We start from the raw sequence: 24,784 nt of genomic DNA, 5'->3' as shown, positions 1-24,784 counted from the left end.
ACTATCATGGCGATTACACTTCCCCCGCTTCCCTATGCCGATACCGCACTCGAGCCGAGCATCTCGGCGGCGACGCTGCAGACGCACCACGGCAAGCATCACAAGGCCTACGTCGACAAGACCAATGCCGCGATCGAGGGCACGGACCTGGCGGACAAGAGCCTCGAGGAAGTCGTCGCCGCTGCCGAGGCAAAGGGCGACAAGGGCCTGTTCAACAATGCTGCGCAGAGCTGGAACCACGCCTTCTACTGGAATAGCCTGACACCGACCTCCTCCGAGCCGACCGGCGATCTTGCTGCAGCGATCGAAGGCAGCTTCGGCTCGCTCGACCGCCTGCGCGAGGAACTGGCGTCACAGGGCGCGGCACACTTTGCCTCGGGCTGGGTCTGGCTCGTGGCCCGCGGCGACAAGCTGGCTGTCGAACAGACGCATGACGCGGCGACCTTTGCCACCGGCGATGCCAAGCCGCTGCTGGTCATCGACCTGTGGGAGCACGCCTACTATCTCGACCACAAGAACCTGCGCCCCGAATATCTCAAGGCGGTGATCGAGAAGCATCTGAACTGGGAGTTTGCCGCCGAGAACCTCGGCCGCGATGGCACCTGGACCTATCCGGCCTGATTCACATCCGCTTGCCCGTCCTCGTCGATACCGGCGAGGCGGGCAGGTTCGAAAAGAGCCTCGCCAAACAGGAAGCCGACGAGGTTCGGCCTGCCGATATGATCGAGCAGCGCGGCGATGGTCAGCAGGATCGGGACCGAAAGCAGTGCGCCGAGCACGCCCCAGATCCACGAAAAGTAGCTGATCGACAGCAGGATCGCGACGGGATTGAGGGTGAAGCGCGCGCCGAGGATCGACGGGGTCAGCACATTCGATTCGATAGCGTGGAGCACCAGGTAGGCAAGAACCGGCACCAGACCCACCGCCACGCTGCTGGCCGTGCCGAGTCCCACCAGTGCCAGCAGTCCCATCATCACCAGTGGTCCCAGGTAGGGCAGAAAATTGAGCACGAAGGCAAGGCCGCCCCACATGACCGGCGCGGCGAGGCCAAAGCCCCATGCTCCCAGCGCCACGACGACGCCGACGCCGAAGTTCACCTGTGCCACGGTAAGCATGTAGCTCGCGACACGCTCCTGCACATCGCGCAGGACCCGTGCGAGGCGGACCGAGGCGTTGAAGGAATGGCGATCCAGCAGGATGCGTCGCTTCATGCGAATGCGCGATTCGATCATGAAGAAGGTCATCAGCAGGGTAAGCAGGGTTTCCAGGATCACGCTCGGCGTGGCAAAGGCAACCTGTTCGATCACTGACGGACTGGCGACAACCACTTCGCGTGTGGCCGAATGCCCGGTGATCCGGGCAAGCTGCCGGTTCACATCGGCGATCCATGAAAGGTTTCCGCGAAGCTCGGCAAACCGTCCGGCAACCTGCCGGGCCAGGGCCGGGACCTGATCCACCATCACGAACGCGGGCTGCAGGATCAGCAGTAGCGCCATCAACACGACTGCGATCAGCGCGCAGATCGCGATGAAGGATGCCAGCATGTTTGGCAGGCCCAGACGGGTCAGTCGGTCGGCAAGCGGCGACATGACGATCGTGAAGATCATCGCCGTCACCGGAGGGAGAAAGACCACCGACCCGATGGAGAGCACGAACGGCAAGGCAAGGAACAGCCCCAGCCCCAGCAAAAGGACAATGGCCGATTGCAGCCGTGCACGACGATCCGCCGGATCGTCGACGTCCAGCGGTCTTTCCAGCATTTCTGACGGCTGTTGATTCACGCAAACGGGCCTGACGGAGGTTTCAGTGTTCCATCCACCGTTGTCAGGCGCTGATCAATAGCCTTGGCAGGAGGCCGCGTGAATTTGCAGGGGAGTGTTGCTGCTCCGACAGAGCAGTCCGTCAGGACTGGCTGCCGGCGTGTACGGTATGATCGAGTTCGCTCATGATTGCCGAGTGGGCCACCGCATCATCAGTGCTGCGGCGCGGGATTTGCCCATTCTCGATCATTTGCGACAGTGCTGCTCGGGCGCGACCAACGCGGCTCTTGATTGTACCCACGGCACAACCGCAAATCTGGGCGGCTTCCTCGTAACTGAAGCCGCCTGCGCCCACCAGCAGCAATGCCTCGCGCCGTTCGGGCGGAAGCGTGAGCAAGGCACGGTGCATGTCCGAAAGGTGCATGGGCCCCTCCTGCGCGGCGGGGGCGACCAGAATCCGTTCAGCTACGGTTTCATCATAGTCGGCGCGGAAGCGGTTCCGGCGCATGTCGGTCAGGTAGGCATTGCGAAGGATCACGAAAGTCCATGCACGCATCGAGGTGCCGGGCTCGAACCGCTCCTGCGCGGCCCAGGCCTTGAGCAGCGTTTCCTGTACCAGGTCGTCAGCCAGATCCGGCCTGCCGCAAAGACCGCGAGCAAACGCGCGAAGGTGAGGGATGACGCCGGTCAGTTCGCGTTTGAACGTGACCGGATCGCTGGCGGGGCGAGGCGTCTTGTCGATGTCAGCGCCGGCAGCCTTTGGAGCAGCTTCAGCCATTGGACGGATCGTCCAGCTTGTTCAGCAGATCGGCAAAGGTGTCTGGCAGAGGTTCATCGAGTACGGAATCGTAAAGGCGCTTGAGCCCATCTGCCCATTCGGGCGGGCGCGGTTTTCCGCCTTTGCGGCGCTGCTGACCCGGATTCATTGGTTGTTCTTTCGACATTCGCTCTGTCAACGCCTCCCCCTCCAGGGATAAATCCAAAGTGTGACCGCAACGGCGCGGCAGATGCGCATTTCTGAATGCATCGCGCCCGTCCACTGAATTGCTTTCATCAGAAAGCGATCAAGGTAAACGGCAAAGCACGCGACGCGAGGTTTTGATGTGGAACGATATTGGCTCCTGTCGGTTCCCGACCTGATGCTTGCAGCGAAATTTTCGCTTCGCGGGCGTTTGGCTGTATCGGGGGAAGCGGGTTTTTTGGTGAAACCTGCAATGGAAGGGACAACGGGCGCGCGATGGAGAAATTGCTTGCCCAGAAAAAGCTGACGCCCAGATGGTACGAGCGCTTTCCCCGCGCCCTGCCCGTCGGTATTTTTGGCCTTACCATGGCAGTCACGGTCATCAGCGTCGCAGCCATCGAAACTGCCGAAGATCGTCGCCAAACCGCCACCACGGCGCAACTTGCCCAGTCCGTCGCGTCCGGTCTGGAGCGGCGGTCCAACGCCAATGCCGCCTATCTGCGTTCAAGTGCAGCGTTGTTCGCGACACAGCAGATGGTCGAGGCACCGCTGTTCCGTACCTTTATCCGCCAACTGCATCTTGATGGCCGATATGTCGGATCCGATGGGATCGGCTGGGCGATGAAGGTTAACAGCGCCGATATACCGACGGTTGAAGCAATCATGCAGAACGGAGGGGTGAGCGATTTTGCGATCAGGCCCAAGCCCGATGCCGAACGTCCGTTCGTAGTCCCGGTGATGTTCCTCGAGCCCGATACCGCGCGCAATCGACGTGCGATCGGATTCGACATGTTTTCCGAAGCGGCGCGCCGCGCGGCGATGAAATCGGCCGAGCGGACCGGCCAGCCCACGGCGTCGGGTGCTGTGGTGCTGCAGCAGGAAGGCAAGGAGACGCGCAAGCCGGGGTTCCTCGTCTACATGCCGGTGTATACCCTGAACACCGATCCCAACCCCCGCACGCTGCGCGGATACGTCTACTCTCCCTACAATGCGCAGCGCTTCCTGGAATCTTCTGTCGATGCCAGCCACCTCGGGGGTGCGGGCGTGCGACTCTTTGATGAAGATGCATCCGGCAGGACGCTCATGGCGGAAGTCGCCCCGAGCGGAGCCTCCGGACGGATCATCCGTCAGGCGCTCGACATCGCCGGGCATCGCTTCGTTCTGGAGATCGAGGCACCGACAACCCCGATGCTTTCGATAATGTCGGTCATGTCGCTGCTGTTCGGCCTGCTCGTTGCAACTTTGCTTCTGGTCCTCGCCCGTCTGCTGACCCAGCAGGCCGTGGAAGACCGCATCGCCCTGGCCTGGTTCGAGCAGCAGTCCTCGATCCGCAACTCGTTGACGCGCGAACTCAACCACCGCGTGAAGAACACTTTGGCCAACGTGCTTTCGATCATCTCGCTGACGCGTCGCCGTGCGACGAGCCTGCCGGAATTTGCCGACAGCCTGGAAATGCGCATTCGCGCGCTGTCGGCAACTCACGATTTGCTGACGCAGTCCGATTGGGGAACGACGCCGGTCATGGCTGTCGTAAGGGCCGAACTCGCGCCCTATGCGCAAGATGCCCAACGCCATCTCGTTATCTCAGGCCCTGACGTGGAACTCGCGCCGAACGATGCCTTGTCGCTGGGGCTGGCCATCCACGAACTGGCCACAAACGCGGCAAAGTACGGGGCGTTAAGTGTCGAGACCGGGCAAGTGTCGGTCACATGGGATATGGCCGGCGAGAGCCTGGCGCGCATCGAATGGGTCGAGCGGGGAGGCCCTGCGATCGACACCACCGTTCGCCGCAAGCGCGGTTTCGGCACAGAACTGGTAGAGAAGATCGTTGCGCACGAATTGCGCAATCCGGTCGACCTGAAGTTCGAGGCCGAAGGCGTCCGCTGCAGCCTGCTCATTCCGGTCAGACGGCGCGGCGATTTCGCCATACGACAAGGGCGCGGCTGACACCGCGCCCTTGGCTTGGTCACTCGGCCAAAAGCCTTTCAGAGCGGACGACTTGATCCGAAGAACAGCGCCTGGCTGATCGCGGTGCGCACGGTCTGCTCCTGGAAGGGCTTGGTGATGAGGTAGGTCGGCTCCGGCCGATCGCCGGTAAGCAGGCGCTCGGGATAGGCGGTAATGAAAATGACCGGCACGGACCCGATGCGCAGGATGTCGTCCACGGCGTCAAGGCCCGAGCTGCCATCGGCCAACTGGATGTCGGCAAGCACCAGGCCGGGCTGTTCGCGCTGGACGATCTCCAGCGCCTGGGTGCGTGTAGCCGCCATGCCGCAGACATCGTGGCCGAGCGAGCGGACGAGGTCCTCGAGCTGCATCGAGATGAGCGGCTCGTCCTCGATGATGAGAACCGACGTGGCAGATTCGCGGTCGATCTCGGCAACGGCATCCTGAACGAGCAGTTCGACATCAGCCGGCTCGCGACCCATGATGAAGGCTGCTTCCTCGATGCTGAAGTCTTCCAGCGTGGTCAGCAGCAAGGCCTGGCGATTGGCGGGCGTCATGGCCGCAAGCCGTTCCTGCGCAGCGGCTTCATGATCTCCGAGCAAGCCGCTCGACCGGTCCACCGTGTCGACATAGGCCGTCGACCACACCCGATTGAACGCATGATAGAGCTGCGGACGCCCTTCGCCGATCATCGCACGCAGGGAGTCGTCAGCAAGCGCCGCTTCCAGAGTTGCGCGCACGAACGAATCGCCCGCGCTCTGGCTTCCCGTCAATGCGCGCGCGTAGCGGCGCAGATAAGGGAGTTGATTGGCAACCTTGGCACCCAGAGTCATTCGCACCCCTTCCCGGATAGTAACGTGCGATCAAACGCACCATAACGTCATCCGGTTCCCGATCGGGAACAAGAGGAAAAATGCGCTTACCCCGCCCGCGATGCGGGCAGCGTCTGCAATGTGGTAACGACCCAATCGGCAAGAAGGTCCGGCGAAGTGGGTTTGCGGAACTGGATGGCAAATCCGTGGCTTTCCGGCACCGATCCGGAATCCAGCCCGGAAGTGATGGCCACTGCGCAGCCCGCTTCATACAGGCGCGATGCAAGTTCCAGCGAGTTGCCGTCGGGAAGCTGCAGATCCAGCAAGGCGACTGCCGGCAGGCCTCTCGCCACAAGGTCCGTTGCCGCTTCAATGGTGGAGGCAACAGCCACCGTAAGTCCGCGTTCCATCAAGGAATCTTCGATGGCCATGGCGACGAGAAGGCTGTCTTCGACAACGAGGACAAGATCCTGACCGTGTCTGACGGCAGCTTCGTTTTTCGGTTCCATCCGGGAACCCTAAGGCACATCACGGGAACAAACCCTGTCTTTTGACATAGCAGGTCCGGCGGACTGATGATGAAAGGCTTGGGTATGGGCAGGGACGATGCAGACTACGGCGCCGGGCGGGAAGTCGGCGCAATGGTGCAGGATCAAGGTGGAGGAGGGGGGTACTTGATGCTGAACGGAGGACAGCCGTGCCTGGCGTGCCCGCTGGCTGATTGCGAGGCTTTGCATCAGCCCCCGGCAGATGTCCGCCAGTGGATTGCCGCGTTCCGCCACGGTGAAATGCGCTTCACCCGGGGCGAGCAGGTTTTTGCACAGGGGACGCGGCCGACGTTCCTCTATACCGTGCTCTCGGGGGTCCTCATGCGGACACGCCTGCTTGAGGATGGCCGGCGCCAGATCATCAATTTCATGTTCCCGGGTGACTTTCTCGGGCTGCAGGCGGCGCTCGATGCGGAAATGAGCCACACTGTCGAGGCGCTGACCAATGCCACCTTGTGCACTTTCGTACGCGAGAAGTTCTTCGATCTGGTTGCCCAGCAGCCAAGACTGTCGTTTGACCTGACCTGGCTTGCGGCCCACGAGGAAGCGGCGCTGGAGGAACACCTCGTCTCGCTCGGCCAGCGCAACGCGCGCGAGCGGATGGCAGCTCTGGCCGTGTTTCTCGTCCAGCGCGGCATCGATACAGGAATTGCGCCGGGCGGTGTCCTTACGCTGACGGTTACGCAGGGGCAGATTGCAGATATGCTGGGGCTGTCGCTGGTGCATACCAACCGCACCTTGCAGACTCTCAGGCGCATGGGGCTGGTCGACTGGACCCTTTCGACCATCAGCGTTCCCGATATTGCCGCGGCAAAAGCCTACGCAAAGATCGATGGCAGCACATTTTCTTCGCGGCCTTATATCTAAGCGTTGATTTAAAAGGATAAAAATTTTTCGAGAGCTTGGAACCGCCTTCAGGGACGCTCGTTTAGGGTATGTCACCGCCGAGACCCCCCCTCCCGTCCAAGCGGCTGGTGATACGATCCCGAAAGGTCCCCGATGGAAACGTCGGGGACCTTTTTTTGGTTGATCGGCCCCGGCTGCGCTCCCCGCGCGGCTGGGGCTTTCGTTTCCGAGGGTTGGGAGGAATTCGCTCAACCGGACTTATTGGCCAGCAAGGGCGCTCCGAATACGGCCCAGAATGCCACGTGGCCGTTCCTGCTGTATCAAGGATACCAGTGCGGCAGTGCTGAAGGGCTTGGGCAGGACGCGGCCAAGCCCTGCGGCTGTATCGGGGATGGCTTCAGGCGTCGCGGTGGTGAAGATGATCAGCGGCGAGTTCTCGCCCAGTTGAATGGCCAGTTCTGCCAAGGCCCAGCCATCGCCCCTGTCTGCAAGGTGCACGTCGAGGACCAGGATCGATGGAACGTACTGTTCGAGCTGCGCCATTGCCTCCGCAACGCTGGCGCAAGTCGTTACCGGTGCTGCACCCGCTTCGCCAAGAGCGTCGGCGATGTCCATGGCAACCAGGCCATCGTCTTCCACAACCAGAGCAGGACCAAGCGCACGGCCAGACTTTCGTCGCGCCGTCTTCTTGTTGTCCTGTGTCGTAGTCGGCACCGTCTGTCGCACCCTGATCTGACCTGTCTCGATGAACGCGGGCAGCCAAGCAGCGTTCCACCGCCCGTCCCGCCCGCCATGTTGACGGGCGCGAACAGGCCGGCAGGCTCAGACTAGAGGCTTGTCGTAAATCACGTAAGTCTTGTTGACGTGGCTGTCGATCGCTTCGGCGATGGCGTTCATCCCCTGATTGTCGTCGAGAATCCAGCCGATCTCCCCGCGCGAGGCGCCGTAGTCGCGCACCGAGTTGAGGCGGATCGCCTCGATCATCATGAAGGCCAACTGGCTTGCCAGGCGCGAGGCCTGGAGGCGCTTGCGCACACCCATCAGCGGCACGCGCATGGTGCGCACCCGCGGCTTGCGCAGCCACAGCAGCAGCTTGGCCCAGTTGAACGGGAACAGCTTTCCGCCCATCGGCTTCAGCACTTCGTTGAGATCGGGCAGTGTCATCATGAAGGCCACCGGCTCGCCCTCGTACTCGGCGATCATGATCAGGTCTTCGCGCACGATCGGCTTGAACTTCTTGCCGGCATACTTGATCTCGGTGTCGGTAAACGGGACAAAGCCCCAGTTGTCCGACCAGGCATCGTTGAGGATGTCGAGGATCAGCGCGGCTTCTGCATCGAACTTCGACTTGTCGACATTGCGGATGCGGATCTTGGCGTTCTTCTCGCCCGATTGGACAATGCGCTGGATCAGCGGCGGGAAGCCCTTGGTGATGTCGAGCTCGTAGGTGTTCAGCGTCTTGGCCGGCTGGTAGCCCAAGGCCTTGATATAATCGTCATAGCGCTGCGGCTGGTGGCCCATCATCACTGTCGGTGGATGATCAAAGCCCATGGTCAACTGGCCCGGCTCTTCCCAGATCGACATCGACAAGGGCGCAAGCACGCGGGTCATGCCCTTTTCGCGCAGCCAGCCTTCAGCGCGGCCGATCAGTGCCTGCGCGACGGCCTCGTCCTCGGCCTCGAGCAGGCCCCAGTTCCCCGTGCCCGGCCCCATGCCCTGCCTGGGATCCATGGCGATCGCCAGATGATCGATGTGGGCGGAGATACGACCCACAACAGCGCTGCCCCGGCGAGCAAGGAACAGTTGCACGTCGGCATGTTCGAAGAACGGGTTCTTGCCGGGCGTGATCAGCTCTTCGGCTTCCATCCGCAGTGGCGGTACCCAGTTGGGGTCACTGGCATTGAGGCGATACGCAAGGTCGACGAAGGCCTTTCGGTCAGCCTTGCCGGAAACCGGTGTGATGATTACTTCGCCTTGAGCCACGATCTTGCCTTTGTTTGCGGATATGGGGTCGTTGCCGATGGGACTGCGGTCCCGACCGGCGCATTGTCAAGCCGCAGGGCGCGGTGTGGGGACGCCCAGAGGCTATTGCTTGGTGCAAAAAAGCCGGCCTGAGCCGGTAGATACGGGTCATACTGGAATTTGTGGCATGATTGCGACCGATACGCTTGAAACTCCCCGCGACGTGGCTCCTGCCGGTGCCGAAGCTGCCAAGCTTCCCCGCGGCCTGGCAGGCACGCCTGACGACAAGGAAATGCTCCGCTCCGCCGTCGAATTGACGCGCGACATCGCGACCGCGCGGCCCGAGATCTACTGGCCCGACATGCTGGGCTCTGCAGCCCTTGGTTACGCCGCGCTGGCCGGCGCGATCCTCATCGGCAATCCGCTCGTCGCCGCGCTGTCCGGAGTGGTCGCGGCGCTCGCGCTCTACCGGGCCCTTCTGTTCATCCACGAACTCACCCACATCCACAAGAACGCGCTGCCAGGCTTCCGCTTTGCGTGGAACCTGCTGGTCGGCATCCCGATGCTGACGCCCTCGCTGATGTACGAAGGTGTCCACACGCTGCACCATGCGCGCACGCGCTATGGCACGGTCGAAGACCCTGAGTACCTGCCGCTCGCGCTGATGAAACCGTGGTCGCTGCCGCTGTTCGCGCTGGTTGCCCTGCTGCTGCCGATCGGTCTGCTGATCCGCTCGGCAATCCTCGTGCCGCTGGGGGCGGTCATCCCGCCACTGCGCCGCCTGGTGTGGGAGCGTGCCTCTGCGCTATCGATTAACCCGGAATTCCGCCGCCGTCCGCCCGAAGGCGAATTTGCGCGCATGGTGTTCTGGCAGGAACTGGGTGCATCGGCCTGGGCGCTGTTCGTGTTGTGGTGGAGCGCGACGCATTCTTGGCGTCCGCTGCTTATCGGCATTGCAGTGATCTCGCTGACCGCGCTGCTCAACCAGATCCGTACGCTGGTGGCGCATCTGTGGGAGAACGAGGGCGAGGCCATGACCGTGACCGGCCAGTACCTCGATTCCGTCAACGTACCCCCGCCCGCCTGGCTGGCGCCGCTGTGGGCGCCGGTTGGTCTGCGCTACCACGCGCTGCACCACTTGCTGCCCTCGATGCCCTATCACTCGCTGGCCGAAGCGCACCGCCGGATCGTGGCGCACCTCGGCACTGGCTCGACGTATGAGAAAGGCAATTACAACGGCCTGCTGCCGCTCGTCGGCAGGCTGGCGCGCAGCACGATGATGCCGCGCTGAGTGGAAAGGCCACGCTGCCTCAGGCGGCGCGGCGGTTCCACGGCATCAGGCCCAGCAGCCTGGCCATGCCGCACCAGCCGGTTGCCCCGGCCATGAACAGGCCCGCACCGACGAATGCCGAAAGCGCGACGAAGCCCTGCGCCACGGTGAGCGAAAGCGCCACGCCGGCAAGGATCAGCAGCCCTGCGATCATCTGGACCTGCCGCATGATCTCGAGTGGCGCCTTGGCATCGGTCTTCACCGGCAGGCCGGCCGAGCGCCAGCCGTCAATGCCCCCTTCCAGAAGGTAGCCGGGACAGTCGGACACGGCGGCGAGCCGATCGGCGTTGGCAGCGGTGCGCATGCCCGAACGGCAATGCCAGATCACCGCAGGATGGCCGGATACCGGCTCCAGCGCCGACAGCGGCATGTTGGCCGCGCCCGGAATGCTCTGCCGGCGATGTTCGTCGGCGTCGCGGATGTCGATGAGCCGGGCGCCCTCGTCGAGCAGCGCCTTGGCTTGTGCAGGGGTGATGGTTGGAAGCGTCATGGCCTCCATATATTAGATATTACGAAAATTAGCAATATCTAATTTTAAGGTCTATTCCTCGGTCCGGATCAGCACCGTCTCGCCGATGAGGAAGAACAGGACGAAAGGTGCCCAGGCGGCCAGCAGCGGCGGGTAAGCGCCGAAATTGCCCATGGCCAAGGCCGCGTTGTCGAATACGAAGTAGGCGAAGCCCAGCGCCATGCCGATCACCGCGCGCACGAAGAGGTGTCCTGATCGCGCCAGGCCAAATGCTGCCACGGCACCGAGAAGAGGCATGAGCAGCGCTGAAAGCGGCCCAGAAAGCTTGTGCCACCACTTGCCATCAAGCTCGGTGGTGCGAAAGCCTGCCTCTCGGATGGCGGCGAGCGAACCCGATAGCTGGGTCAACGATTCCGCGTCGGCATCGACCCGGCTGATCGTGACCTGGACCGGTTCCACCGTCTTGGCAAAGACCTCGTCGCGGCCGATCGACGTCTTTCGGGCAGATTGTACATCGAACACAACAGGATCGCGGAATTTCCAGCCCGGATTGGCATAGGCCGCCGAGGGCGAAGTGACGATTTCGGTCACCATCCCGGTGGGGTCGCGGCGATACCAGCTGACTCCATCCATCCGCATCGACTTGCCTTCGCCGGCAACCGAGCGGGCGAACAGGATGTTCGGTCCGTCCTGCAGCCAGACGTTGGATTTGATCGCCGATTCCTGCGGGATCGGCCCATATTCCACGTTCTGCCAGGCTTTGAGCGTAGCAGTCGACCGTGTGACGATGCGTTCGTTGAAGCCGAAGGTCACCGCGGAGGTGACCGCCGCAACGAGAAACAGTGGTGCCAGCACCTGATGCGCGGAAAGGCCCGCCGCCTTCATCGCGATGACCTCGCTGTTCTGGTTCAGCGTCATCAGCGTGATGATCGTGGCCAGCAGCACCGAATAGGGCAGGAACCGGCTTATGAGTTGCGGCATGCGCAAGGACACATACGTCAGCAGCTCGCCCTGTCCGTTTCCGGGCGCTGCCAGCACCTTGCCGCTCTCGCTCAACAGGTCGAGCATTTGCAGGACCAGTACCAGCATCAGCAGCACGGCAACAATGCGCACCGCAAACATCTTCGCGATGTATTTCGCCAGAGTGCGCGACGGGAAGAATTCAAGCTGCATGGGCGGCATCTTCCTCGACAAGGGCAGGCTCATCGCGCAGCCGCTTGCGCTCGAACAGCTTGCGGATCAAACGCGAAACCTTGGCAAAGCCGGTTTCGAGGGCACCGATTGGCTGGCCACCGGGAACGTAGGCGATCTTCCAGTACATCCACAGGATCAGGGCTGAAAAGACCACGAACGGCCCCCAAAGGGCGAGCACTGGGTCGATCCGGCCAAGGCTGGCCACGTCCTGCCCGTACTGGTTGACCTTGTGATAGGCGACCACGAGCACGATCGACAGGAATACGCCCAGTGCCGAAGTCGACCGCTTGGGCGGAACCGCCAGCGCTACTGCCAGAAGCGGCAGCAGGAACATCATCACGACCTCGACCAGCCGATAATTCAGGCTGGCCTTCGACTGATTGCGAATCTCTTCGGAATAACGGTCGTTCCAGCCGATCTGCAGCAACTCGGGGAGAAAATACTCGCGGTCGGCATCGCCGCGCTGGCGGAACTGCTCGATCCTCGGCAGGTCGATCGGCAGATCGTGGCTGGCAAAGGTCAGCACGCGCGGCGAGGCAATGCCCGGTCCGTCCTGCACGATCTGACCGTCGGTCAGGCGCAGGATCACCGTGTCCGGGCTTTCCTTGTTCGCAAAGAAGCGTCCCTCTCGCGCCGAGATCACCATGACCTGCCCATTCGAGGTCTGCAGGCGGGCAAAAATGCCGCGCAGGTCACGGCCTTCGTCGCGGCTCGAATCGACGCGCAAGGCGGTGCGGTCCTGCAACGAATTGAACTCGCCGACCTTGATCGACGCGCCTAGTGCGCCCGAGCGCAGCTCGAACTGGAGCTGTTCGTAGTAATAGCGCGATAGCGGCTGGAGATAGCTGACGATCAGCAGGTTCAGCGCCGCAAGCCCGATCGCGAACATGTAGGGCACGCGCAGCAGGCGGGTATAGGACAACCCGACCGCACGCATCACGTCGAGTTCGGAACTCATCGCCAGCTTGCGGAAAGCGAACAGGATGCCGAGCATCAGGCCGAGCGGGATGGCAAGGCTGGCATATTCCGGCAGCAGGTTCGCCAGCATCTTGAACACGACACTGACCGGTCCGCCCTCTGTCGCCACGAAGTCGAACAGCTTCAGCATCTTGTCGAGGATGAGCAGAGACGCGGCGAGGACGAACACCGACAGCATCGGCACGAATACGAGCCGGGCAATGTAGCGATCGGTGGCGGTAAGGAACTTCACGTGGCGGGTGCTGGCGTCTTTTCGTGGATCGATATTCGGCGGGGCCTGGGCCTTGCCCGAGTGGCTGCCGACAGGTGAACCAGCCATGAGCTTTTACGGACTAGCGCTTCGCACGGCTTCGTGGAAGGGAAAACCGGCGCGACTTTCGCAAGTCATAACGAAAGTTATGGAATTGCCTCGCTGAAAGTCATAGAAATAATGCCAGTGCCAGTGAGGGAAAGTTCGAAGATGTCGCATGAGCAAACCGGTAGTGCGTGGTTCGCAGGCTTTGCCGGCGGTCAACCCGATCCGGAAAGGTTGAGCGCGCTGGCGCGCTGGTGCGAGCAACTCGCCCCCACCGAACAGCGCAAGGGATTCGAGCGGGTTCTTCTCGAGATTGCTTCGCCGCACACCGAGGAAGAAGGCGGACGCCTGAATGCCGCGTTCGACTGGATCGGAGTCCTTGCTGATTCCGGCGCGTTCGAATCGGCCGCGGTGGCGCTGATCCCGCGTGATGCCATCTTCACTGGCGGGCGCCTCAAGGACGGTTCGTTCGTCGCGCAGGTGATTCTCGATGGCGGCGTCGGCGCGCATTCGCGTGAGGCCCAGAGCCTGGCCATGGCTTGGATCGCGGCGCTGCTGCGTGCGTTCGCCCGCCAGGCTGTGGAAACCGGAGCCTTGACGGCACACTGACGGCCTTCGCGATCTGGCGCTTTGCGTCAGGTCAGCGGTGGCTTTACGCCTTTTCCAGCGTGCATTGCAGCGGATGCTGGTTCTGCCGGGCGAAGTCCATCACCTGGTTCACCTTTGTCTCGGCGATCTCGTAGGGATAGACGCCGCAAACACCCACGCCGCGCTGATGGACGTGGAGCATCACACGCGTTGCCTGTTCCAGATCCATGTGGAAGAAGCGCTTCAGGACCATCACCACGAATTCCATCGGGGTGTAATCATCGTTCAGCATCAGCACCTTGAACTGGCTGGGCTTCTTCGGCTTGGCGCGGGTCTTGGTAGCGATGCCGACCTGATCGTCTCCGCCCGGACCACGTGTGTCGTCACCCTCTGCACAGCGCAGCGGAACGGACAGGTCCGGTTGATCGAAAGGTTCGGCTCTCATGATGCCTCGAATATCGCACTCACCGGCCCGCTTCACAAGGGGCACGAAGGGGATGGTGGCATGAGGATGGCGAATTGTTGCGCTGATACGACAGCACGACAGCATCAGAACGGCAAAAGGGCCGGCGGGAGAACCCGACCGGCCCTTTATCTTGTGGCTGGCAGCGCGGTTGACGCTGCCGGTCAGGCTCAGGCGGCCTTCTTGATCTTTTCGACCGCGAGGCTGACGCGGGTCGAGATCGGCTGGAAGGCCTCGTTCGCGAGCTTCAGCATGGCTTCGCTGTTCTTCGAGCTGGCGGCAACCGCAGCGTCGAAGTTCTTGCGGAGCAGGGCTGACTGCTTCTCGAAGAATTCGGTAGGCGACTTGACCGTGGTCAGTTCCTTGACGTCAGCGGTCATCGCTTCGAAGACCGACTTGGTCTCGGCAACATAACCCTTGGTCATTTCCTGAAGGCCCGAAGCCAGGATCTTGGTCGATTCGACCACGGCTTCGACGTTACCCTTGGCAAACTCGCCGGCGTCGCCAAAGGCGGCCTTGGCCTTGTCCTGAGCGTCCTTGAATGCAGCGGTCATCTTTTCGGTCATTTCGGTGGTGGTAGCCATTGCGAACAGTTCCTTTCTGGGCGCCGCATTCTTGAGGGCGGCGCTTGTTTTCTTCACGCTTGGAATGGCGGTGAAAGGACGCTTGGCTGCGGGCTTCACCGCGGCCGTCGGAGCGGCCACCACGGGTGGCTTGGCCGGACGGGCCTTGGGGGCAGGCTTGGGAGCCTGACGAACGGGCTTCGCCTTTGCGACCTGGGGCTTGCGTGCCTTCGGTGCAACCAGCTCTGCCACGGCAGGTGCTTCGACCGGAGCAGCTTCAGCATCCACGACCGGCTTGGCAGCGGGCTTGGCCTTGCGCGGCCGCGAAGCCTTGGGCTTCTCGGCGGCAACCGGCTCGACAACTTCGATCTCGGCAGTTCCGGCGACGGCTTCGGGCGCGTCGGCCAGCGCGACGGGCACGTCCACCACGGGGGCGGAGGTTTCCGGGCTTTCCTTCGTTTCTTCAACCATCCTGGCGACTCCTGCTTGCGCACGGGACGGGTTGAACCGTCTCTTGCTGCACTGCACAAAATAGGAGTCGACCGCAAAATGTCAAGAAAATTGTGCGGTGCACAAATTCCGTATTGGACCAATTACCAATGCCGCGCGCCGTTAACGCTCAGCGGCTGCGGACATAGCGTCCCGGCGCATCCTCGATAACCCGGTCGCCCTTGCCACCCGGAATGCGCTTGCCCTTGGCGGCCACGCGCTTGGGTGCCTGTTCGGCCATCCACTCGATCCAGTCCGGCCACCAGCTGCCCTTGGTCTCCGTGGCGCCGGCCACGAACTCCTCCAAGCTCGCTGGATCATGGGGATTGAGCCAATACTGGTACTTGCCCGCTTCCGGCGGGTTCACCACCCCGGCAATGTGTCCCGAACCGGCCAGCACGAACTTCCATTTTCCAGACAGATGGCGCGTCAGTTTCCACACGCTGTTCGGCGGCGCAATATGATCCTCGCGGCCCGCCTGGATATAGCATGGCGTTGCAATGCGGCGCAGATCGACCGGCGTATCATCGACCACCATTGCATCCGGAATGATCAGGCGGTTGTCGCGATAGAGGTCGCAAAGATAGGCCTGATGCCACCGCGAGGGCAGGTTGGTCGTATCTCCGTTCCAGTGCAGCAGATCGAACGCCGGATAGTCCTCGCCCAGCAGGTAGTTGTTGACGACGTAGTTCCAGATCAGGTCCGTGCCGCGCAGCGCGTTGAACGTGGCCGCCATGTAGCGCCCATCGAGGTACCCGTCGGTGGACAGGCTTTGCAGCATCTTCAACTGCCCGTCGTCGATAAAGTTCTTGAGATCGCCTGCGTCCTCGAAATCGACCTGCGCGGTAAAGAACGTGGCGCTGGCAACCTTGTCGGCCTCGTCCCTGCGCGCCAGCACGGCCAGCGTCGCCGCCAGCGTGGTGCCGGCCACGCAATAGCCGATGGTGTGGACCGCCGGAACCTTGAGCCGCTCGCGCACATGATCGATAGCCTCGATCTGGGCGCGAACGTAATCGTCCCACATCACATCGGCCATGGAAGCATCGGCCGACTTCCAGGACACCACGAACACCGTCAGCCCCTGCGCCACGGCCCAGCGGATGAAGCTCTTCTGCGGGTTGAGGTCGAGAATGTAGAAGCGGTTGATCCACGGCGGGAAGATCAGAAGTGGCGTCTCGAACACCTCGTCGGTCGTCGGCGTGTATTGAATAAGTTGGAACAGCGGCGTTTCATGCACCACCTTGCCGGGCGTAACCGCGATGTTGCGGCCCAGTTCGAACGCATCGGGATCGGTGTGGGTGAGCTGCCCCTTGCGCAAGTCGTCGAGCAGGTGTTCGACACCCTTGACCAGGTTCTCGCCCTTGGTCTCCATCGTCCGCTCGATCACCACCGGATTGGTCAGCGGAAAGTTGGCCGGCGAAAGCGCATCGGTCACCACCTTGGTGGCAAAGCGCAACTGCTCCTTGCGCTCGGGGCTCAGCCCTTGGGCTTCGTCGGCCATCTGCTGCAGCTTTTCCGACAGGAGCAGATAGGTCTGGTGGATCAGCGCGAAAGCGGGCTGTTCGTGCCAGCGCTTGTCCTTGAACCGCCGGTCCTGCCGCGGCAGCTGAGGGGGCGCGGCATTGCCGGTTCCGGCCGAGACGAACTGTCCCATGACCGAGGACCACAGCGCCACGCTTTCGTTCCACAGCTTCGCCTGTGTTTCCGCGTGCGCGATGGGCAATTGCCCGGCCATGGCCATGAACGTCTGCGTCCACTTGCCGATGTCGCCCAGCCGGCCGAGCATCGGTTCGACCTGACCGGCTTGCTCGGCGCTGAAATCGAGCCACATCTTCTGCAGCTTGGCAGCGGACATCGCCCAGTGCTGAAGATCGGCCGGATCGGTCGTAACGGCTTCGGCGCCGGGCACCAACGGCGCGAACATCGCGCGCATCGCTTCGCCCTGCTGGCGGAACAGGTCTTCGAACACGACTGAATCCGCTGGCGAATCACCCAGGTTCTTGTTCGTCATCTTCCGTTCCCTGCCGTTACGTCATGGCGTTGTCTCAGCAGTCTATACACGCCGTGTGACAGCTTGTTAGCCTGCAGATGCATCCGCCGATCACGATCATGCTTCCATCGACAGCAAGGTTTCCACAACTGGGCAATTGGCGTAAGGGCTGCGCTGCGGCGATCCTGCCGCGCCTTTTCGACGAGTATTCAACCGTGGATGAAGAATTCTACCGCATGAAGCGCCTGCCGCCCTACGTCATTGCCGAAGTCAACGGCATGCGGGCCGCCGCGCGCGCCGCCGGTAGGGACATCATCGACCTCGGCATGGGCAACCCCGATCTTCCCCCGCCCGACCACGTGATCGAGAAGCTGTGCGAAGTGGCGCGCAAGCCCGACGCCCATGGCTATTCGGCCTCGTCCGGCATTCCGGGCGTGCGCAAGGCGCAGGCCAACTACTACGGCCGCCGCTTCAACGTCGATCTCGACCCCGAGACTGAAGTGGTGATGACGATGGGCTCGAAGGAGGGCCTCGCCAGCCTTGCCACCGCCATCACCGCGCCCGGCGATGTCGTGCTCGCGCCGAACCCGAGCTATCCGATCCACACCTTCGGCTTCATCATTGCCGGGGCCACCATCCGGTCCGTGCCGACCACGCCGGACGAGCGCTATTGGGATTCGCTCGATCGCGCGATGAAGTACTCGGTGCCGCGCCCCTCGATCCTGATCGTCAACTACCCGTCGAACCCGACGGCCGAGACGGTCGACCTTGCCTTCTATGAACGCCTCGTCGCCTGGGCGAAGGAAAACAAGGTCTGGATCCTGTCCGATCTCGCCTATTCCGAGCTCTATTACGACGGCAATCCGACCCGCTCGATCCTCGAAGTGCCGGGCGCAAAGGACGTGGCGGTGGAGTTCACCTCGATGTCCAAGACCTTCTCGATGGCCGGCTGGCGCGTGGGCTTTGCCGTGGGCAACGCACGCCTGATCGCTGCGCTCAAGCGGGTGAAGTCCTACCTCGATTATGGCGCCTTCACGCCGATCCAGGCCGCGACTTGCGCCGCGCTGAACGGGCCGCAGGACATCGTCGTCAAGAATCGCGAGCTTTATCAGAAACGCCGGGACGTGATGGTCGAAGCCTTTGGCCGCGCCGGGTGGGAAATTCCCAGCCCCAAGGCCTCGATGTTCGCCTGGGCCCCGCTGCCGCCTGCGCTCAAGCATCTCGGCAGCCTCGAATTCTCGAAGCAACTGCTCACCCACGCCGAAGTCGCGGTCGCCCCGGGCGTCGGCTACGGCGAGGATGGCGAGGGCTTCGTGCGCATCGCCATGGTCGAGAACGAACAGCGCCTCCGCCAGGCCGCGCGCAACATCAAGCGCTACCTGCAGTCGATGGGCGTCAATTCCTCGGCTGCCTGACGCGCGATTGATCAGGATGACGACGGCCCTCTCCGCCTTTGCGGAGGGGGCCGTTGCCGTTTCGCGCGATCCGTCAAATGAGGAAGCTGGACCGGGAGCGAGCGCTCGGGCACCTTGGCCCCGACGAACCAGAAAACGGATGCCAGCAATGAACTTCCACGACCGCGTCACCGTCACCATCGAGGATCACGTCGCCCACGTGCTGCTTGATCGCGCCGACAAGATGAACGCGCTCGACGATGCCATGTTCGAAGCGATCATCGCAGCCGGGCACCATCTTGGCCATGAGCGCGGCGTGCGCGCGGTGGTGCTTTCTGGCGCAGGTCGATCGTTCTGTGCAGGGCTTGATCTTTCCAGCATGGGCAACACCAGCCGATGGAAGGACGATGGCGAGGGCGGTGGTCTCACTGCCCGTACCCACGGCAACGCCAACCGCGCCCAGCAGGCAGCCATGGTCTGGCGCAAGCTGCCGATGCCGGTGGTCGCGGCTGTCCACGGCGTATGCTTCGGCGGCGGCCTGCAGGTGGCGAGCGGTGCGGACATCCGCTTCATCGCGCCCGATGCGCGGTTGGCGGTGATGGAAGTGAAGTGGGGCCTCGTCCCCGACATGGCCGGATACGCCCTGTGGCGCGGCAATGTGCGCGACGACGTGCTGCGTGAACTGACCTACACCCACCGCGAATTCAGCGGCGAGGAAGCTGTGCAATTCGGCTTTGCCACCCATGTCAGCGCCGACCCGCTGGCCGATGCCATGGCTCTTGCCCGCACGATCGCATCGAAAAGCCCCACTGCCGTGCGCGGCGCCAAGCTGCTGTCCAACCGCACGCCCGACATGACCGTGGACGAAGTGCTGATGGCCGAATCCGTGGCCCAGCACGAGCTGATGTATTCGAAGAATCAGCTGGAAGCCGTGCGCGCGGGCATGGAAAAGCGCGCCGGAGAATTTGTCGATCCGTAACAGCCTGCTAGTCCTTGTGGGATGAAGGCCATCCATGATCCGTCCGGTGCTCTTGCCTCCGGTCTCGCCGCCATCCGCCAGCAGTTCCAGGTGCCCGAAGGCTTCCCGCCCGAAGTCCTCGCTGCGGCCGCACTGGCGGCGGCAAGGACACCGGGGCAAGAGCACGTGGATCGCACCGACGAGCCCTTCGTCACGCTCGATCCGGCAACGTCCACCGATCTTGATCAGGCCTTCCATATCGAAGCATCCGGCAACGACCTGATCCTCCACTACGCCATTGCCGACGTGGCCTGGTTCGTGGTCGATGGCGATCCGGTCGACGCTGAGGCGTGGAAGCGCGGCGAAACGCAGTACCTCCCCGATGGCAAGGCGGGGCTCTACCCGCCTGCCCTGGCCGAACGTGCCGCGAGCCTCCTGCCCGATGGCCCGCGCCCGGCGGTCGTGTTCACTGTTCGCCTTGCGCCTGATGGCCAGGCGCGGCTCGATGCCGCCCGCCGCGCTATGATCCGCAGCCAGGCCAAGCTCGCCTACGACAGCGTCCGCCCTGACCAGCTCCCTGCCGACTTCGCCCGCTTTGCCGAACGCATGACCGCCGCCGAAGCTGCGCGCGGCGCCGCCCGCGTCGATCCGCCGGAGCAGGAAGTCGAAGCGCTCGGGGGTGGACGCTACGCCCTGTCCTTCCGCCCCCTGCTTGCTTCGGAACGGGCCAACGCCACGCTTTCGCTTGCCGCAAACCTCGCCATTGCCGAAGCGTTGCAGCAAGCCGGGACCGGCCTGTTCCGCGTCATGGCAGGCCCGACCGCAGCGGCAATGGCGCGTCTGCGCAGCACGGCGGCGGGCCTTGGCCTCGATTGGCCGGAACATGTCGACCTCAAGGCCCTCGAACGCACGCTCGACCAGCGCAATCCCGACCACGCCGCCTTCATGCTTGCGGTACGGCGGGCAGGCGGCGGCGCTGGCTATGCCCCGTGGATACCCGGCGTCACGCCATGGCACGAAGCCATCTCCGCCACTTACGCCCACGCGACTGCGCCCTTGCGTCGCCTCGCTGACCGCTACGTGATTCGCGCCGTGCTTGCCATCGCCAACGGCAAGCCCGTCGAGCCGGAAGTCGAAGCTGCGTTCCAGCGCCTCCCTGCGGTCATGGCCAAGGCCGAAGCGCTGTCCGGCCAGATCGAACGCGCAGTCATCGACCTTGCCGAGACAGTCATGCTCCAGGGGCGCGAGGGTGAGACCTTCCGCGCCTGCGTGACCGATACGGACGGCGATTCGGCGCGCGTGCAGCTGCTCGACATGCCCGTGGTGGCCCGCGCCCGCATTGCTGGCGCCGCGCCCGGCCAGCGCGTGGACCTCAGCCTTACCGATATCGACAGCAAGCAGCGCCGTCTCCAGTTCGCGCCGGTAAGCTGACCCCTGCACAAGAACCGCTTGCGGCAACGCGATCTTCCGGCTAACCGCGCCGAACCACGCAGCTCCTGCGATCGAGGCCCGATGGCGGAGTGGTTACGCACCGGATTGCAAATCCGTTTACGCCGGTTCGATTCCGGCTCGGGCCTCCACACTTGCCAGGGCTGCCGCTTCTTCAGTCTATCACCAGGTAATAGCCCGCGGCTTTGCTGGACGGATTCGTCAGCACGATCTCGAAGCGTCCGCTGAACAGCGGTGTCCACATGCATTCGCGGGTCCGTGCCTTGGCGGGCGGGCAGACTGGCCTGGCCTCACCGTCCAGTACCGTGAAATCGAGCGCGGCCTGTCCGGGCGTCGCCACGGAAACACGGGCGGATCGTCCCCCATCGAACAACTGCGGCAGACGTACGGTTGCGCCCGGGTTGAGCATGCCCGCCTTGTATGCCGGCCCCAACACGCGCCCGCGATAAGGCGGCGTATCGGGCATCACGGCCCTTGCGCGCCACTTGGCCACCGGATCGGGCTCCCCGGGCATCGCGCGGGCTCCGAAGGAGTCTAGCGCGGCAAGGATCATGCCCAACTTCTGCGGATCGCCCTGCGAACTGTCCGCCTCGGCCAGAAGTGTAGCGACGGCTTCGGTCGACGCTGAGGAATTGGTCAATACCACCCTCACTGGCACCTCACGGTCGGCACTCTGCGTCTTGGCAGCACACCCGCCCAGCGCGGCGACGCAGGCAAGGACAGTCAGGGCAAAGGGTTTCATGGGGCAGGCTCCAGAATGAACTGCGCGCCGCGCGGGGCGTCGCCCAGCCTCAGGACAAGGCCGTGGCGTTCGGCAATGGCGCGTGAAAGGGCAAGGCCGAGGCCGTGGCCGGGTTTGTCGCCGGGCGCGGTCGCACGGGAGAAGCGTTCGAATACCCGGTCGCGCTGGTCGCGCGGAATCCCGGGGCCGTCGTCCTCGACGGTCACGCTTGGCCCCGGACGGAGGATCAGGCGCACACGCCCTCCTTCGGGCACGTACTTGATCGCGTTGTCGAGCAGGTTCGAAAGCAGCCGGGTGATCTGCATGCGCTCGCCCAGCATGGTCACGCCCGGCGCGATTGCGGTTTCCAGCGTCAGCCCGGCATCCTCGGCGCTGCCCTCGTAAAGGTCGGCAAGGCTCTCCGCCAGCGCGCTCATGTCGATCTCGGCAAGCCCTGCCAGATCGCCCCGGCGGCTTTCGGCAGAGGCGATGTCGAGCAGCGAATCAAGCATTGAAAGGATCGCCCGGATGTCCTCGCGCGATTGGCCGATCGGGCCGCCCGCGTTCTCGGGACGAGCCTGCATCGCTGCCCCCAGCCGATTGTCGAGGTGCATCAGCGGCGTCCGCACCTCGTGCGCGACATGCTCTGAAACCTGCTTGTAGGCCTTGAGCAATTGCGCCTGCCGGGCCAGCAGGCGTGCGCCGTGCCCCGCCACCTCGTCGATCTCGTCCCCCCCACGCTGACGGGCGGGAAAGCTCGCGGCGCGTCCGTCAGCCGCCGCGCCCAGTGCGGCGTTCACGGCATCCATGCGGCGGGCAAGATGCCTGGCGGTGATCCACGCAACGAAGGCCACCGCACCGACAATCGCCGCGCCGACCGCCAGGAACGCCGCCGAAAGAACCGCCAGCGCAGAGCGGTCGCGGTCATATTCGCGCGCTGCCAGCAATTGCAGGTCCGGGGCAAGCCTGGCTCCTTGCGCATAGACCTCGGTGCCATCGGCCAGCGTCACGAACCCCTCTTCGGAGCGCGCGGAGTTGATCTGCGGCCAGCGGCGCACGTCGCCCGCCAGCAGCCGCCCCGCACCATCGGCAACCATGTAATGCGAACGCCGCCCTTCAAGACTGACCACGGCCTGCCGGTCGGCCACCCGGCGCAGCAGCTCCTCGCGGCCGGCCGTTGCGTAGATGTCGATCAGGCCGGCGAGGTCGGTCGAGACGGTTGCCGAAAGCGAGGCCCGTGTCTGGCGCTGCACGGTGATCGTGGTGACTGCGAACAGCACGCCCACGGCGATGACCGCGATCAGTATCGAGGCTGTCGTCAGCTGGCCGAAGATCGACCGTGCCCGGACGCGCGCTGGCTTCATTCGCCTCTCGTCAGCCGATAGCCCGCGCCCCAGATCGTCTCGAGCGCAGGCGCGGCAAAGCCGTCCTCGAGCTTGCGGCGCATGCGGCCGATGTTGACGTCGACGACATTGGTCTGGGGATCGAAGTTCATGTTCCATACGTCGCGCAGCAGCATTTCGCGCGTCACCGTTTCGCCCGCGTTTTCCATGAAATAGCGAAACAGCGCGAACTCGCGGGGCGAAAGCGCGATGTGCTTGCCCGAACGGAATGCAGTCCGCGCCTTCACGTGGCATTCGAACGCGCCGTAGATGATCACTGCGCCGTGAACCGCACCCGCTGCGCGGCGGTGCAGCGCGCGCAGCCGCGCTACCAGCTCCTGCGGCTCGTAAGGTTTGGCAAGATAATCGTCGACGCCCGCTTCCAGCCCTTCGATGCGGTTCTCGCTGCGACCCAGCGCCGAAAGCATCAGCACTGGCGTGCCCACCCCGGCTGAACGCAGGCGCGAAACGATGGTCAGGCCGTCGAGATCGGGCAGCATGCGATCAAGGATGATCACGTCGAAGTCCTCGGCCCCGGCGCGCTGCAGGCCTGCCGTGCCGGTCTGCTCCCATGCCATCCGGTCGCCATCGGCCAGCACCAGCTCCTGCACGGCCTGCGCGGCGCGTGGATCGTCTTCCACGTAGAGGATGTTGAGATTGCCCATCTTCGCTGCCCCCGATCCGGCATTTCCCGTGGCCGAACCGTCCGGCGCGATCATTTCACGCCGGACGGTGGCCTTGCAACCCTTCGTTTGGCGGGCGTTTCAGCGCATGTCCTCGACCGAGACCCAGCCCTTGGTGCCGAAGCTGTCCTGGACCTCGATGAACAGACCTTGCCGCTGACCGGTGGGTGTGAGAGCGGTCCCGGCGCGCACGGTGCGAAGCGTTGCGGACTTGAGATCGGCCGCGGTGAACATCCTGGTGTCGATTGCGGCGGTCGCGCTGGCGGGGGCCGCCGGTGCTGGCGCGGCGGCCGGAGCAAGCGAAGCGAGGGCGGGCCCTTGGCCCGACAAGCCGTTGAAAGCCTTGATGAAAGCCTCGATCAGCATCTGCCCGTCCTTGCTTCCGGCATAGGCCGCACCGGTTGCACCGCTGGCCACCGCGCCGATGGTCCCGCCGCCATTTCCGAAGGAAATCGTGGTCTTCTTGACCTCGCCAGAGCCGGAGGCGACGGTCTGGCCATTGGCCGGGCTGATCAGGCGGATGCCGGCGGCGACCACCTTCTTCTTGCCGCCAAACCCGCCGAACATGCCGAGCATCGAGCCGGCGCCCGGAATGCTGCGCATCATTCCGCTTGCAGCGCCCGAGCGGACAAGGCCTTCCATCGCAACGCCCTTAGCCTTTTCAATGGCTTGGTCGACTTCTTCCTTGTCACCGGCGATGACGTTCATCAGGAACGTGGCGGGCTTGCCGCTGGCCGGATCGTGCAGCGAGAAGCAGCCGGATTCTCGGGCCATGGCGGCGATCAGCTCGCGCGGGGAGGACAGGCCGTACTTGGTCCAGCCTTGCGTATCGCCATCCACGAGCGCGATCGAGCCATAGCTCTTGTCGCACTTGGTGAGCGTGACCGGCGGCTCCTTTTCGGTCGCCAGGGCAGCGGTGGAAACCATTGAGAGCACTGCGAAAGTCAAGGTCCTGCGAAGCATCGGTCTTCCCCTAGAAGGGGGGCTGCACCCCCGTGCGGC

General features: G+C 63.6%; 26 protein-coding genes and 1 tRNA gene. 9 read left to right on the top strand and 18 right to left on the bottom strand.

Annotation, left to right across the window (positions count from 1 at the left end; genetic code table 11):
• The first annotated feature begins 6 nt into the window (after positions 1-6).
• A complete protein-coding gene (locus AC1Q5P_RS16145) occupies positions 7-621 on the top strand; it encodes a superoxide dismutase (protein WP_062344330.1) in 615 nt (204 codons plus the stop codon).
• Here the strand turns inward: AC1Q5P_RS16145 and AC1Q5P_RS16140 are convergent.
• The 4 genes from AC1Q5P_RS16140 to AC1Q5P_RS16125 all read right to left on the bottom strand — a co-directional run bounded on the left by AC1Q5P_RS16140 (position 609) and on the right by AC1Q5P_RS16125 (position 3,104).
• Positions 609-1,760 (bottom strand): AI-2E family transporter, encoded by a 1,152-nt coding sequence (locus AC1Q5P_RS16140; RefSeq protein ID WP_492519485.1) that lies wholly within the window; start codon positions 1,758-1,760, stop codon positions 609-611. The two genes, AC1Q5P_RS16145 and AC1Q5P_RS16140, sit on opposite strands and share 13 nt — an antisense overlap.
• A gap of 142 nt (positions 1,761-1,902) precedes the next feature.
• Positions 1,903-2,538: a sigma-70 family RNA polymerase sigma factor gene (locus AC1Q5P_RS16135; protein WP_492519484.1), complete on the bottom strand. Its 636-nt coding sequence runs from the start codon at positions 2,536-2,538 to the stop codon at positions 1,903-1,905.
• Positions 2,531-2,800 (bottom strand): NepR family anti-sigma factor, encoded by a 270-nt coding sequence (locus tag AC1Q5P_RS16130; RefSeq protein WP_156135854.1) that lies wholly within the window; start codon positions 2,798-2,800, stop codon positions 2,531-2,533. Before AC1Q5P_RS16130 ends, AC1Q5P_RS16135 begins: the two co-directional genes overlap by 8 nt.
• A 13-nt stretch (positions 2,801-2,813) precedes the next feature.
• Positions 2,814-3,104, bottom strand: coding sequence for a hypothetical protein (locus tag AC1Q5P_RS16125; protein ID WP_197423700.1), 291 nt, complete (start codon positions 3,102-3,104; stop codon positions 2,814-2,816).
• On the opposite strand from AC1Q5P_RS16125, the gene AC1Q5P_RS16120 reads away from it, so the two are divergent.
• A complete protein-coding gene (locus AC1Q5P_RS16120; RefSeq protein WP_492519483.1) occupies positions 3,088-4,668 on the top strand; it encodes a CHASE domain-containing protein in 1,581 nt (526 codons plus the stop codon). The two genes, AC1Q5P_RS16125 and AC1Q5P_RS16120, sit on opposite strands and share 17 nt — an antisense overlap.
• A 38-nt stretch (positions 4,669-4,706) precedes the next feature.
• On the opposite strand, the gene AC1Q5P_RS16115 is transcribed toward AC1Q5P_RS16120, so the two are convergent.
• Together AC1Q5P_RS16115 and AC1Q5P_RS16110 are read right to left on the bottom strand one after the other, a co-directional pair.
• Entirely contained in the window at positions 4,707-5,501 is a 795-nt protein-coding gene (locus tag AC1Q5P_RS16115) for a response regulator (protein ID WP_039337064.1), read from the bottom strand.
• A gap of 86 nt (positions 5,502-5,587) precedes the next feature.
• A complete protein-coding gene (locus tag AC1Q5P_RS16110) occupies positions 5,588-5,989 on the bottom strand; it encodes a response regulator (RefSeq protein WP_193827516.1) in 402 nt (133 codons plus the stop codon).
• Positions 5,990-6,157: 168 nt separating this feature from the next.
• Here AC1Q5P_RS16110 and AC1Q5P_RS16105 point away from each other — a divergent pair, with 168 nt between their 5' ends.
• Entirely contained in the window at positions 6,158-6,895 is a 738-nt protein-coding gene (locus AC1Q5P_RS16105) for a Crp/Fnr family transcriptional regulator (protein WP_492478113.1), read from the top strand.
• A 237-nt stretch (positions 6,896-7,132) separates the two neighbouring features.
• Here AC1Q5P_RS16105 and AC1Q5P_RS16100 read toward each other — a convergent pair whose 3' ends face one another.
• Together AC1Q5P_RS16100 and AC1Q5P_RS16095 are read right to left on the bottom strand one after the other, a co-directional pair.
• Positions 7,133-7,588 (bottom strand): response regulator, encoded by a 456-nt coding sequence (locus AC1Q5P_RS16100; protein WP_062344339.1) that lies wholly within the window; start codon positions 7,586-7,588, stop codon positions 7,133-7,135.
• 108 nt (positions 7,589-7,696) lie between these two features.
• On the bottom strand, positions 7,697-8,857 hold the full coding sequence (locus tag AC1Q5P_RS16095) for an N-acetyltransferase (protein WP_492519482.1): 1,161 nt from the start codon (positions 8,855-8,857) through the stop codon (positions 7,697-7,699).
• Between the two features lie 166 nt (positions 8,858-9,023).
• Here AC1Q5P_RS16095 and AC1Q5P_RS16090 point away from each other — a divergent pair, with 166 nt between their 5' ends.
• The gene (locus AC1Q5P_RS16090; RefSeq protein WP_492477274.1) at positions 9,024-10,127 is read left to right on the top strand and encodes a fatty acid desaturase family protein; all 1,104 of its coding nucleotides are present in this window, start codon (positions 9,024-9,026) and stop codon (positions 10,125-10,127) included.
• Between the two features lie 19 nt (positions 10,128-10,146).
• Here the strand turns inward: AC1Q5P_RS16090 and AC1Q5P_RS16085 are convergent, their stop codons facing one another.
• Genes AC1Q5P_RS16085 through lptF form a run of 3 tightly spaced genes read right to left on the bottom strand, consistent with a single transcriptional unit; the run spans position 10,147 to position 13,039 of the window.
• On the bottom strand, positions 10,147-10,656 hold the full coding sequence (locus AC1Q5P_RS16085) for a rhodanese family protein (RefSeq protein ID WP_039337275.1): 510 nt from the start codon (positions 10,654-10,656) through the stop codon (positions 10,147-10,149).
• Positions 10,657-10,707: 51 nt separating this feature from the next.
• Positions 10,708-11,808 (bottom strand): LPS export ABC transporter permease LptG, encoded by a 1,101-nt coding sequence (gene lptG / locus AC1Q5P_RS16080; protein ID WP_039337276.1) that lies wholly within the window; start codon positions 11,806-11,808, stop codon positions 10,708-10,710.
• The gene (lptF, locus tag AC1Q5P_RS16075; RefSeq protein WP_492519493.1) at positions 11,798-13,039 is read right to left on the bottom strand and encodes an LPS export ABC transporter permease LptF; all 1,242 of its coding nucleotides are present in this window, start codon (positions 13,037-13,039) and stop codon (positions 11,798-11,800) included. The genes lptG and lptF overlap by 11 nt, the downstream gene beginning before the upstream one ends.
• A gap of 228 nt (positions 13,040-13,267) precedes the next feature.
• Here lptF and AC1Q5P_RS16070 point away from each other — a divergent pair, with 228 nt between their 5' ends.
• Positions 13,268-13,711 carry a hypothetical protein gene (locus AC1Q5P_RS16070; protein WP_039337068.1) on the top strand — a complete coding sequence of 148 codons (444 nt, stop codon included), beginning with the start codon at positions 13,268-13,270 and terminating at the stop codon, positions 13,709-13,711.
• A 43-nt stretch (positions 13,712-13,754) separates the two neighbouring features.
• Here AC1Q5P_RS16070 and clpS read toward each other — a convergent pair whose 3' ends face one another.
• The 3 genes from clpS to AC1Q5P_RS16055 all read right to left on the bottom strand — a co-directional run bounded on the left by clpS (position 13,755) and on the right by AC1Q5P_RS16055 (position 17,216).
• Positions 13,755-14,135, bottom strand: coding sequence for an ATP-dependent Clp protease adapter ClpS (gene clpS, locus AC1Q5P_RS16065; RefSeq protein WP_230487749.1), 381 nt, complete (start codon positions 14,133-14,135; stop codon positions 13,755-13,757).
• 188 nt (positions 14,136-14,323) lie between these two features.
• Positions 14,324-15,187 carry a phasin family protein gene (locus AC1Q5P_RS16060; protein ID WP_039337069.1) on the bottom strand — a complete coding sequence of 288 codons (864 nt, stop codon included), beginning with the start codon at positions 15,185-15,187 and terminating at the stop codon, positions 14,324-14,326.
• Positions 15,188-15,335: 148 nt separating this feature from the next.
• On the bottom strand, positions 15,336-17,216 hold the full coding sequence (locus AC1Q5P_RS16055) for a PHA/PHB synthase family protein (protein ID WP_492519481.1): 1,881 nt from the start codon (positions 17,214-17,216) through the stop codon (positions 15,336-15,338).
• A gap of 194 nt (positions 17,217-17,410) precedes the next feature.
• Here AC1Q5P_RS16055 and AC1Q5P_RS16050 point away from each other — a divergent pair, with 194 nt between their 5' ends.
• The 4 genes from AC1Q5P_RS16050 to AC1Q5P_RS16035 all read left to right on the top strand — a co-directional run bounded on the left by AC1Q5P_RS16050 (position 17,411) and on the right by AC1Q5P_RS16035 (position 21,127).
• Entirely contained in the window at positions 17,411-18,610 is a 1,200-nt protein-coding gene (locus AC1Q5P_RS16050; protein WP_062344363.1) for an LL-diaminopimelate aminotransferase, read from the top strand.
• Positions 18,611-18,749: 139 nt separating this feature from the next.
• A complete protein-coding gene (locus tag AC1Q5P_RS16045) occupies positions 18,750-19,568 on the top strand; it encodes a crotonase/enoyl-CoA hydratase family protein (RefSeq protein ID WP_062344351.1) in 819 nt (272 codons plus the stop codon).
• A 21-nt stretch (positions 19,569-19,589) separates the two neighbouring features.
• Positions 19,590-20,978 carry an RNB domain-containing ribonuclease gene (locus AC1Q5P_RS16040; RefSeq protein WP_492519480.1) on the top strand — a complete coding sequence of 463 codons (1,389 nt, stop codon included), beginning with the start codon at positions 19,590-19,592 and terminating at the stop codon, positions 20,976-20,978.
• A 75-nt stretch (positions 20,979-21,053) separates the two neighbouring features.
• Positions 21,054-21,127: transfer RNA gene (locus tag AC1Q5P_RS16035), tRNA-Cys, on the top strand.
• 23 nt (positions 21,128-21,150) lie between these two features.
• On the opposite strand, the gene AC1Q5P_RS16030 is transcribed toward AC1Q5P_RS16035, so the two are convergent.
• The 4 genes from AC1Q5P_RS16030 to AC1Q5P_RS16015 form a co-directional block, all read right to left on the bottom strand.
• Positions 21,151-21,738: a hypothetical protein gene (locus AC1Q5P_RS16030; protein WP_492519479.1), complete on the bottom strand. Its 588-nt coding sequence runs from the start codon at positions 21,736-21,738 to the stop codon at positions 21,151-21,153.
• Positions 21,735-23,081 (bottom strand): sensor histidine kinase, encoded by a 1,347-nt coding sequence (locus AC1Q5P_RS16025; RefSeq protein ID WP_193827525.1) that lies wholly within the window; start codon positions 23,079-23,081, stop codon positions 21,735-21,737. Before AC1Q5P_RS16025 ends, AC1Q5P_RS16030 begins: the two co-directional genes overlap by 4 nt.
• Entirely contained in the window at positions 23,078-23,764 is a 687-nt protein-coding gene (locus tag AC1Q5P_RS16020; protein ID WP_062344365.1) for a response regulator transcription factor, read from the bottom strand. The genes AC1Q5P_RS16025 and AC1Q5P_RS16020 overlap by 4 nt, the downstream gene beginning before the upstream one ends.
• A gap of 99 nt (positions 23,765-23,863) precedes the next feature.
• Positions 23,864-24,709 (bottom strand): SH3 domain-containing protein, encoded by an 846-nt coding sequence (locus AC1Q5P_RS16015; protein ID WP_492519478.1) that lies wholly within the window; start codon positions 24,707-24,709, stop codon positions 23,864-23,866.
• Between the last annotated feature and the right edge of the window lie 75 nt (positions 24,710-24,784).

The organism is Novosphingobium sp. GW835-FHT14H07 (assembly GCF_058793515.1).
The sequence above is the reverse complement of the archived record's forward strand: the minus strand, read 5'-3'. Positions and strand labels throughout refer to the sequence as shown.